At 66.3% G+C, this 8,696-nt stretch carries 10 protein-coding genes; 2 read left to right on the top strand and 8 right to left on the bottom strand.

All coding sequences use genetic code 11. From position 1 onward, the window contains the following. Positions 1–118 precede the first annotated feature (118 nt). From RUR_RS00500 to RUR_RS00520, 5 genes are all read right to left on the bottom strand, one after another. A complete protein-coding gene (locus RUR_RS00500) occupies positions 119–829 on the bottom strand; it encodes a hypothetical protein (protein WP_283132813.1) in 711 nt (236 codons plus the stop codon). Positions 830–847: 18 nt separating this feature from the next. Then, a complete protein-coding gene (locus RUR_RS00505; RefSeq protein ID WP_283132814.1) occupies positions 848–1,525 on the bottom strand; it encodes a pentapeptide repeat-containing protein in 678 nt (225 codons plus the stop codon). Positions 1,526–1,600: 75 nt separating this feature from the next. Beyond that, entirely contained in the window at positions 1,601–1,789 is a 189-nt protein-coding gene (amcA, locus tag RUR_RS00510; protein ID WP_283132815.1) for a multiple cyclophane-containing RiPP AmcA, read from the bottom strand. A gap of 3 nt (positions 1,790–1,792) precedes the next feature. Then, on the bottom strand, positions 1,793–2,920 hold the full coding sequence (gene amcB / locus RUR_RS00515; RefSeq protein WP_283132816.1) for a cyclophane-forming radical SAM peptide maturase AmcB: 1,128 nt from the start codon (positions 2,918–2,920) through the stop codon (positions 1,793–1,795). A 497-nt stretch (positions 2,921–3,417) separates the two neighbouring features. Next, positions 3,418–4,635 carry a helix-turn-helix domain-containing protein gene (locus tag RUR_RS00520; protein ID WP_283132817.1) on the bottom strand — a complete coding sequence of 406 codons (1,218 nt, stop codon included), beginning with the start codon at positions 4,633–4,635 and terminating at the stop codon, positions 3,418–3,420. A gap of 58 nt (positions 4,636–4,693) precedes the next feature. Between RUR_RS00520 and RUR_RS00525 the strand changes: the two genes are divergently transcribed. Further along, positions 4,694–5,176 carry a 5-methylcytosine restriction system specificity protein McrC gene (locus tag RUR_RS00525; protein WP_283132818.1) on the top strand — a complete coding sequence of 161 codons (483 nt, stop codon included), beginning with the start codon at positions 4,694–4,696 and terminating at the stop codon, positions 5,174–5,176. A 230-nt stretch (positions 5,177–5,406) separates the two neighbouring features. Here the strand turns inward: RUR_RS00525 and RUR_RS00530 are convergent, their stop codons facing one another. Continuing rightward, positions 5,407–5,796 carry a lanthionine synthetase LanC family protein gene (locus RUR_RS00530; protein ID WP_283132819.1) on the bottom strand — a complete coding sequence of 130 codons (390 nt, stop codon included), beginning with the start codon at positions 5,794–5,796 and terminating at the stop codon, positions 5,407–5,409. Between the two features lie 157 nt (positions 5,797–5,953). Here RUR_RS00530 and fxlM point away from each other — a divergent pair, with 157 nt between their 5' ends. Further along, a complete protein-coding gene (fxlM, locus tag RUR_RS00535; protein ID WP_283132820.1) occupies positions 5,954–7,174 on the top strand; it encodes a methyltransferase, FxLD system in 1,221 nt (406 codons plus the stop codon). Here fxlM and RUR_RS00540 read toward each other — a convergent pair. Next, positions 7,163–8,386, bottom strand: coding sequence for a lanthionine synthetase C family protein (locus tag RUR_RS00540; protein WP_283132821.1), 1,224 nt, complete (start codon positions 8,384–8,386; stop codon positions 7,163–7,165). The genes fxlM and RUR_RS00540 overlap by 12 nt on opposite strands. Beyond that, the coding region (locus tag RUR_RS00545) for a lantibiotic dehydratase C-terminal domain-containing protein (protein ID WP_283132822.1) at positions 8,383–8,696 on the bottom strand (314 nt) is incomplete at its 5' end. The genes RUR_RS00540 and RUR_RS00545, both read right to left, overlap by 4 nt.

The raw sequence follows: 8,696 nt of genomic DNA on the forward strand, positions 1-8,696 counted from the left end.
CCGGCGCGGCCGGCGTCGTGGGGGCGGGGGCGGTTCGGCGTCGCAGCGGGATGACGAGTTCGAGGACGTGCCTGCCATCCGGGCCGTCCAGAACGGCCCCGGCTGAGGGGTGACCGGTTCAGCCCAGCCAGAAAGCAGCGAGTGACCATTCATGAACGCCGCTGGTGGAGCCGTCGTAGGGCAGAATTTCGGTTGGTGCGATGTATCCCTGACCGGGCTCAAGGCGGATTCGCAGGCATCGCAGCGGATGTCCCTCAGCGACGTAATGGCGAACGTCGTCTGTGTGCGGATAGTGGTGCTCCTGGGCACGGTCCAGGACACGGCAGACTTCCATGATGTCCCGGTCACACACCAGGAGATAGCGTGAGCCAGGGCCGAAGTTCAGGCACAGACGCCGACTGCTGTTCAGTCGGCTCCCGTACGGCAGCCGGTCCCAGTTGTCGATGTGCAGGCCGATCCGGCGGTCGATGCTGGTGTCCTCGCTGGTGGTGAGCCAACCGGGTGGGCTGGCCGTGTAGACGAAATGCCTGTACGGCCAGCGGCCGCCGAGTGGGTCGAGAGCGGCCGCAGCATCCGCACGCTGCTGGGGCTCGCTGGAGGCGAAGACAGGTAGCGATTGACTGATCAGCTCGAGGACGACATCGGCCGGGGTATCGGCGTCGGGTCGTAGCTGCTCGGCTTCCTCGCCACTGATGGGCTTCCAATCTCCGAGAGGGACGACTGCCCTGGGGTCGTCGTAGCCGGGTTCGTCGCCGACCTGACCCACACTACTGATGTCGATGCGTCCCTCGACATCAGCGAAGTCGTTGAACAGCAACTTGAGGCCCATGGCTTGCCTCCCACATGGCTAGCTTTCGTCAAGGTCCTCGCCGAAGGTGACCTCCAGTTCAGCCGCCAGTGCCTCGGCGAGCTGCCGGGTTTGCCATCGGTCGATGATGATCCCTTTGAGAGAGAACAGGCCGCGGATGCTGGACAGGTCGGTGCCGCGCACATCGAGGTTGCGGTACTTGCCGCCGTCGAACTCGGCCAAGGTGAGGTCGCAATCGTCGATAGCCACGCCGCTCAGATCAGTTGCGGCGAACGTGGTCTCACGTAGGGAGCAGGAAGAGAAGATGACGGGTTCGGCAGCGCGCACACGGGCGAAGACCGTGAGATCGAGTTTGCACCTCTCAAACAGCACGTTGCCGAACGTGATCTCCTCCAGCGTCGCCCCGAGAAGCTTGCAATCTTGGAAGACAACTCGGGAGAGTTTGCTGTCCGACCAGTGGAGATTGGACAGGTCACAGCCGGAAAACACGACCGAGTCCACGCGGAGCTGCTCCAGCCGGACACGCTGTGCGGTCAGGCCTGTGATGCGCCCGTCGAGCAGGTGGGTCCCGCTTAGGTTTAGCTCTCGCAGACGAGCGCTGCCGACGTAGCTGAACTCGTCCAGGTCGCCGTCGATCGAATCGACCTCCCCCAGATGGGCCTCGTCGATGACAGGTAGTGCGACGTCAGTCCGGCGCACCGTATGCGTGATCTCCATGGTCCTTAGCCTCTCAGCGACGGCACCGGTCGTGGGCGCGCTTACGTGAACCGGCGCGCCCACCAGGACCAAGAGCTACTTCTTGCTCCAGTTGTCCCACGAGGGTCTGTTGTCGAAGGGGCCTGGGCTCTTGGACCAGTTGTCCCACGACGGCTGGTTGTTGAACCCGGCCTGCATCGGCACGGGACGCTCGGGAACGTAAAGGCGGATCAGATCACGAACCACATCCGAGGTCGTGGTGACCAGATACTCCAGGACAGGCATGAGTTACTCCACGGATGCGCTGGTGGACAGGGCGGTGATGAGGGCTTGACGGGTGAGGCGACAATAGGCCGTCTCCATGGTGGAGAGGCTGCCGTTTTCGAAGTACCTGTTGCCTGCCTGCGCGCCACGGCAGAAGTTCCAGAAGTCGCATTCAGCCTGACATCGGGAGAGGCCGACCATGAATTCCTGGACGTAGAGCAGTCGATGTGCCTGCGCCAACATGGTGGAAATGGTTTGTTGGCGAATGTTCCCGGCTAGGAAGTTTCCGTAGGCGGCATCGACGGTGTCGGCCAGCTCGGGCGACAGCAACACCACGTCCCCATCGCAAGACACGGTGGGGATTGGGTCGAGGCGTCGATTGTCCCAGCTGTCGCGATGTCCGCTGTGGACCAGATGGAGGTACTCGGCAAGTCGCTCCATCTCCCGCACCACCGGGACGCCGTTCCGGTGGCGTGACCAGTCGAAGACCCGTACCCAAAACCGCTCAGCCTGCTCCTGGGTTATGGGGACCGTCGAACGGTTGACGCCCTCCATTTCCTCTACGTTCAGTCCGATGGTGTGCGGGCCGAGGCTGGCGAGGAAGTTCAGGAGTGCTTCCGGCGCGGTGACGCCCTCGGCTCCTACGACGGCGATGACCGAGAAGGGAATCCCGTGGGCGCGTAGCAGCTCGATCCCGCGCAGAATCCGGTCGAAGATCGGCAGGCCTCGCAGATCGACCCGCCGGGCGTTCAAAGCCGTCGGCCCGTCGATGCTCACACCAACTCGGAAGTCATGGCGGATCAGCAGTTCGCACCATTGATCGTCCAAGAGGGTGGCGTTGGTCTGAATGTAGTGCCGGATCCTGCCTGCTTCGAGCAGGCCCTCGAACGGCGCGAGTAGATCGGTTAACTTGGGTCGGCCGAGCGCGAGCGGTTCTCCACCGTGCCAGACAATACCGAGTGGGCCGCCGTTCTCGGTGAGTTGGGCTGCCGAAGTGGCCACGGCCGTGGCGACCTCGAGTGGCATCTCGTGATTGAGGCGTCGGAATGGCAGGTAGCAGTAGCTGCAGTCCAGGTTGCACAGGGTTGTCGGTTGAAGTACCAGGGTCGCCGGTCTGCCGAACCATCGGTCGAACTCTGATCGTCCATCCATCTCGTGTTCCTTACAGGGAGGGAAGGAACTTCTTTATGTTCTATGGTCCCGGAGAGCACTGGCTGTCATCCCGGCTGGAGTCCCACGCTCTGGGGTTTCGATCTGACTTACCTCGTTCAGTTGAATGGAGATGGGTTGGGTCATGGGCGTGATTTTCAGGTGCTCTATCTCGGCTACGGCCATCGAGTGCCGTAGCTTGTCGGGGGTGCTGGCGTCCACAATTACGCCGACGGGCGAGTCGCCTAGATAGAACGCGGTGTAGCGGCGCCTGTAGGGCCGCCACATGACCAGCCATAGGCGGGTGCGCTGTTGGAACGCTTTGGCCTGTTCCCGCTGCACAGCGTCGGTGTCATAGAGGGAGCGGGCCATACTGGCTTCCCCACGGTGAGGACGCGGATTCACACGGGAAGCATCCGCCCGATCCGCCGTAGGGAGGGGGACAGTTCAACCCCCTTCGTCGAGGGGGACACTTTGTCCCCTCCTGAGAGGGACGTTTGCTAGGCGGGGGTCAACCCCAGCATCCGCGCGAGTTCCCGGGCATCATCTCGAACGGTGGCGCCGCCATTGGACGTCAACTCCTGTACGGCGCTGCGGGCGAACAAGTTGTAGTTGATGGTGTCGGGCGAGATTTCGTGAGCCTTCTTGAGCAGGTGAACGGTGGCGATGGGCTCTCGCTTGAGGTGGTAGGCGCGTGCGACTTCGATGATGTGGAAGCTCCGACGCGTCGCCGATGGTATTCCGGTGACGGTAAGCCGGTCTGCGTGGCGAGTCGCGGTGTGCGCGTCGGTGAGGTCGGCGTACATGGTTACGGCATAGGCGTCCACCATGTCTTGCCCGAACATCAGCCACGGGTGGTGGTGGTCGAGAGAGCGTGCGGCCTTGTCTGCTTGGTCCCAATGACGTTCGGCGTCACCGCGGCGGCCGGTTTTGGCGTATGACAAGGCGATGGCCAGGTGAAGCAATCCCCACAGGCGGCGGTCCTCGTCGCTGTCGGTCGGCCGCAGCAGCTTCTTCGCTTGATGGGCGAGTTCGATCCGTGCCTCGGCCTGCTGTCCCGCATCGCGGAACACGTGGTTCATGTACCAGGCGGCGGCTGCGATGGCCTGCGGGTTGTCCGCGTCCTGCGCGGCCAGCATCGCGCGGTCTCCGGTCAGGTAGACCAGCTGGGGGAAGGGCTGGAAGGCCAGGTAGAGCTGCGTGAGGTGGTAGACCTGTGCGAGCGCCACCTGGGCTCGGCGCCGCTCGATTCCGTCCAGGAACCGCGCGCTTGTGCGGGCGTCGTCAAGCAGGCGGGGCAGGATGGAGGCGATCGTGGTCCGCTGGTGTGGTGAGCCGTGCCAGAGCATCCAGGCTTGGGAGACATTCGCGGCCAGTGTGTCAGCAGAGACGGGTTCCTGATCAGTGCTGGTGAGGGGGTAAGTGGCGATGGATCGCGCGATACTCTCGGCCTTTTCGTGGATGTTCTTCGTGTAGACCGCGGTTGCGAGTCGCTGCTCACCGGTGAGTTCCGGAAGCTCGACTTGGAGAATCGCGGCCATGTGCAGCAGGAGAGGCATTCGCGGCATGAGGAGCCGCCCTGTTTCGATGCTCTTGACCCAGTCGCCGGACCTGCCGCAGAGTTCCCCAAGCAGGGGTCTGGTCATGCCGAGTCGGTCACGGAAGAATCTGACGCGCTCGCCGAAGCTCATCGGCGCGGGCGTATTGCCATCGTTCATAGGCCCTGCCCTTTCCTGACGATCTCGCAACCTCAGGCTAAGACGTGGCGCTCGCCTCGTGGAAGGTGAACCTCGGCCCGGCGACGTCGTCGTACGCGGATTCGTCTTCGACATGCCCTCGGTCTTCGAGGACTTCGTCACTGTCACCCTGCGGCAAGCCCTCGTCGGCAGCGGTGGACGCTGCTCCGTACGGGACACCATGTATCTCGACGACCGCAACGCGATCCGCATGCGCCCGGACTTCGGGTGGTATTCCGACGGCGGTACCCCCCTCGCCGTGGCCGACGCCAAATACAAGGTCGGCAGCCGTATGGGGTACCCGGACGCCGACCTCTATCAGATGCTCGCCTACTGCACCGCCCTCGGCCTGACCGAAGGCCACCTCCTCTACGCCAAGGGCCACGCCCCGCACACCGCCCACCGGATCAAGCGCGCCGGCATCACCCTCCACCAGCACGCCCTCGAACTCGACCAACCCCCGGCCGGCCTCCTCGCCGACATCCAAACCCTCGCCCACCACCTCACCTCAGCTGTACCCTGACCTGCCGTTCCCGGCGGCCGGAACCGATCGGTTAGCAGGCGTCGAGGCGCTGTACCGTATCGGACACCGAGCTCCGACAAGCAAGAGCGAATCAACTCGGTAACAGGGCTGCGCATTGCACCCTTCTACGACCGAGACCCCCCTCCTGCTGAGGGCCGAAGATCGCTGCTCGGGGGAAACTCGCCGCAGCCGACTTGGATGGCCCTTGGCCGGGTGTGCATCGAGTGTTCTCAAGGTTCTTGCGCCAGATCATCGGCGGCTTGTCGCATCAGTGCGGCGAGGGGCGTCACGCGCCCGGTACGGCGTGCGGCGCGTTCGACGTTCGCACACAACAGAAGGCGCGACAGCTGACCTGCGCGGGTGTCCACCACATCACCGAAGGTATCGAGCTGGGCTCGGGCGATTCCGGCGATGCCGTAGCACCAGGAGGGCCGGGGTCGCTCGGCTCGATCGTGGGTCACGTAGCCAGGCCACCATGGGTCGTCCTGGTCCTGTTTCCACAGGTCGACCCAGTCGCACATCCGTTCGATCGCTTCGGCTGCGCCGGGAGGTGGCGCGCCGTTCAGCGCGGCGAGCGACAGCAGCGCCAGGACGGCGGCCCTATCTCGGATGTCAAGCACTCTCTCGCAGGTCCAGGTAGCTGCGGGCCTACAAGACATAAGGCACATCGAGCGAGGTTCGGTAGCTCAGAGTGGCGGCCACGATCATCAAGACAGCAGGCTGCGGATGCGACCGAGGACCTCTTGGCCGGCCTGGCGTTGAACTACCCTTCGAGGGGTGGACTCTCAGGTGTTGAGCTCGTCAGGTCCCAGCGCGACGGAACTCCGCGAGGGGATGGTCGGCCGGTTGCGCGGCGAGGGAGCGATCCGTTCAGCGGCGGTGGCGGCGGTGATGGGGGAAGTCCCCCGTGACGCGTTCGTACCGGGCTCGGCGTTGGCGGAAGCCTATGGTTCTGGGCCGGTAGTGACCCATCGCGATGAAGCGGGGGTGGCGATCAGCTCGGCGTCGGCGCCGGGGGTGGTCGCGACAATGTTGGAACAGCTCGATGTTCGCGAAGGCCACCGGGTTTTGGAGATCGGGACAGGCACGGGCTATAACGCGGCGCTGCTCACGCGCTTGGTCGGTCCATCGGGCGCCGTCACGAGCATCGAATACGACAAGGACGTCGCCGACAGCGCGCGAGGAGCGCTGAGCCGTACGGGTTACGAGGTAGAGCTCGTCGTCGGTGATGGCGCGGAAGGTTGGGCTGCGACTGCCCCCTACGACCGGATCATCGTGACGGCCGGGGCCTGGGATGTGACTGCAGCGTGGCGTGATCAGCTCGCGGACGGCGGCATTCTGCTGGTTCCGCTGCGGATGGCGGGGCTGACCCGGGCGGTCGCGCTGCGGCGCGACGGAGAGGTGCTGCGGAGTGAGTCGCTGGAGCCGTGCGGGTTCATCCCGCTACGGGGTGTCGACGCGGTCGCGGAGCAGAACGTGTGGGTGGGCGGGCAGAACGGCGACCTGCTGCTGCGGATCGACGACGGCGGCCTGGTCGACGTCGAGGCCGCGGGCCGGGCGCTGGAGTACCCGGGCGCGATCGTGTGGACCGGGATCGAGTTCGTCATGCCGGAGATTCTGGACTTCTGGCTGGCCCGGTTGCCCGGCTTCTGTCGGGTTCTGGCCTCGCGCGACGCCGTCGAGGCGGGCCGGATCACGTCCCCGCAGTTCCCTTGGGGCAGCATGGGTGTGGTCAGTGGCGGGACGGTGGCGTACCTGACCGTCACGGCGGACTTCTCGCAGCTCGGCGTAGCCTCCTACGGGCCGGACAGCCAGGAGCTGGCCGAACAGGTCTCCGCGCAGATCCGGGAGTGGAAGGCCGACGGCGGGCCACGCATGAGCGTGTCGGTGGAGGTCCACCCCGCTGGCGCGCAGCCCCAGCCGGACACGTGGCTGCTGCTGGTCAAGAAGGACAGCACCGTCATGATCACCATGCGTGGCGGGGACCTACGCCAGTAGGAGCAACACCTCCCACGGGTCGGCGCCAGGCGCTGCGGGTATCGCGCCGTGGTCGGCGAGGGCGAGCGCGGCACCGGCCGCTCCGGTCAGGAAGCCAGGATCTTCGCTGGTCTCAGACGGCTTCGCGGCACGGGGGAACCCGAACCGGTCGCTGTTGTTGAATAGTGCTATGACGGCTGCGGCCGCTTGGTCGTCGCGGGTCGCCTGGAGCACGCCGGCGTATCCGTGGCACAGGGCTGGGCCTGCGACGTCCCAGCAGGCGGCCAGTCGCGCGATCAAGGCGCTCCGCGCGTTATCGGCGGCTTCGCCGAGCGCCGGGTCGCCGATGGCGCGCGCGGCGGCGGTGAGGGCACGGTGGATTCCCGGGGTCCCGTAGCACCAAGCGTCGCGGCGGCCGGAGACCGGCGCCGCGATCCCGGTCGTGAGTTCGGTTTCGGTGACGTAGGGCGGCCAGTCGCGGGTGTCGGAGATCTGCCAGCGCAGCAGCCAGGCTGCTGCCTCCCTGATCGCTTCGGCTTGTCCGTCGACCTCGTGTCCGGCCACGCGGGCTTGGGACAGCAGCATTAGGGGTCCGGCGATGCCGTGGGCGATGCCGGTGGCCGCGCAGGGTGCCTCGGTCGGGGTGTTGGACGACCACCAGCCCGGCAGTGGCCCGTGCCGGGTGTGGATCATGGTGGTGAGGCTGGTGAGCGCGGCGAGGAGTCCGGGTTCGGCGTCGTGCCCGGTGCGGACGGAGGCGAGCAGGACACGGCCGATGCCGGTGAGGCCGGTGATGACGTCGTAGACGTGGCGGGGCGTGCCGATCTCACCGGCCGCCTGGTGGGCTTGGTGCTGGCCGGCGAGGTCGACCGCTTGGGCGGACATCCAGCGGGCCGCCCGTTCGACCGCCTGGTGGCGGGATTCCGGGGCAGGCAGGTACGCCGTACCGATGATCAGGGAGGCAGCCAGGCCGCCGGGGTTGTGGTAGACGCCCGGGCCTTCGTATCCGGTGGGTCCGGCGTAGGCGGCGGCCTTGGCCCAGTGGTGGTCGGCGGCGGCGGCGAAGACCGGGTCGGTGGCCGACAGCCGGGCGTGCAGGAGAGCGGTTCCGGCCAAGCCCCGGGCCAGGGACGCGGTCCCTGGCCCGGGGACCGCGGCGGCGACGGATTCGGGGTCGAGGAGCCGTTCGGCGACGGCGAACGCGATCTTCGCGCTGTCGGCGGTGGTCGTCACGGCTTGGGCCTGGCGAGGAGGTCGGTGGCCAGCGCCCTGGCCAGGCGTTCGCTGTCCAGGTCGCCGAGCAGCCGGTTGCAGTGCATGTGGATCAAAGAAGACGCGCAGTCGGGACGGCGTTCGGCGGGCACGGCGTCCCGGTAGGCCTTCAACGCGGCGTCGCGGTCGTGCCACACGGCCTCAACACCCGGGATGAGCGCTCCGGGACCGGTGTCCGCGGCGTTCCTGGTGAGCGGGCGCAGCCGGGTGGCGCGGCGGCGGGCGGGCCGGTCCAGGCCCCCGACGTCCACAGCGGCCCGGGTGCTGTCGG

The organism is Rhizohabitans arisaemae, from assembly GCF_025996515.1.
GTDB classification, from domain to species: domain Bacteria; phylum Actinomycetota; class Actinomycetes; order Streptosporangiales; family Streptosporangiaceae; genus Rhizohabitans; species Rhizohabitans arisaemae.

What these genes read in the sequence shown, in the direction of transcription:
- RUR_RS00500 (WP_283132813.1), bottom strand. Translation starts at nt 829, where the DNA reads ATGGGCCTCAAGTTGCTGTTCAACGACTTCGCTGATGTCGAGGGACGC.
- RUR_RS00505 (WP_283132814.1), bottom strand. Translation starts at nt 1,525, where the DNA reads ATGGAGATCACGCATACGGTGCGCCGGACTGACGTCGCACTACCTGTC.
- amcA (WP_283132815.1), bottom strand. Translation starts at nt 1,789, where the DNA reads ATGCCTGTCCTGGAGTATCTGGTCACCACGACCTCGGATGTGGTTCGT.
- amcB (WP_283132816.1), bottom strand. Translation starts at nt 2,920, where the DNA reads ATGGATGGACGATCAGAGTTCGACCGATGGTTCGGCAGACCGGCGACC.
- RUR_RS00520 (WP_283132817.1), bottom strand. Translation starts at nt 4,635, where the DNA reads ATGAACGATGGCAATACGCCCGCGCCGATGAGCTTCGGCGAGCGCGTC.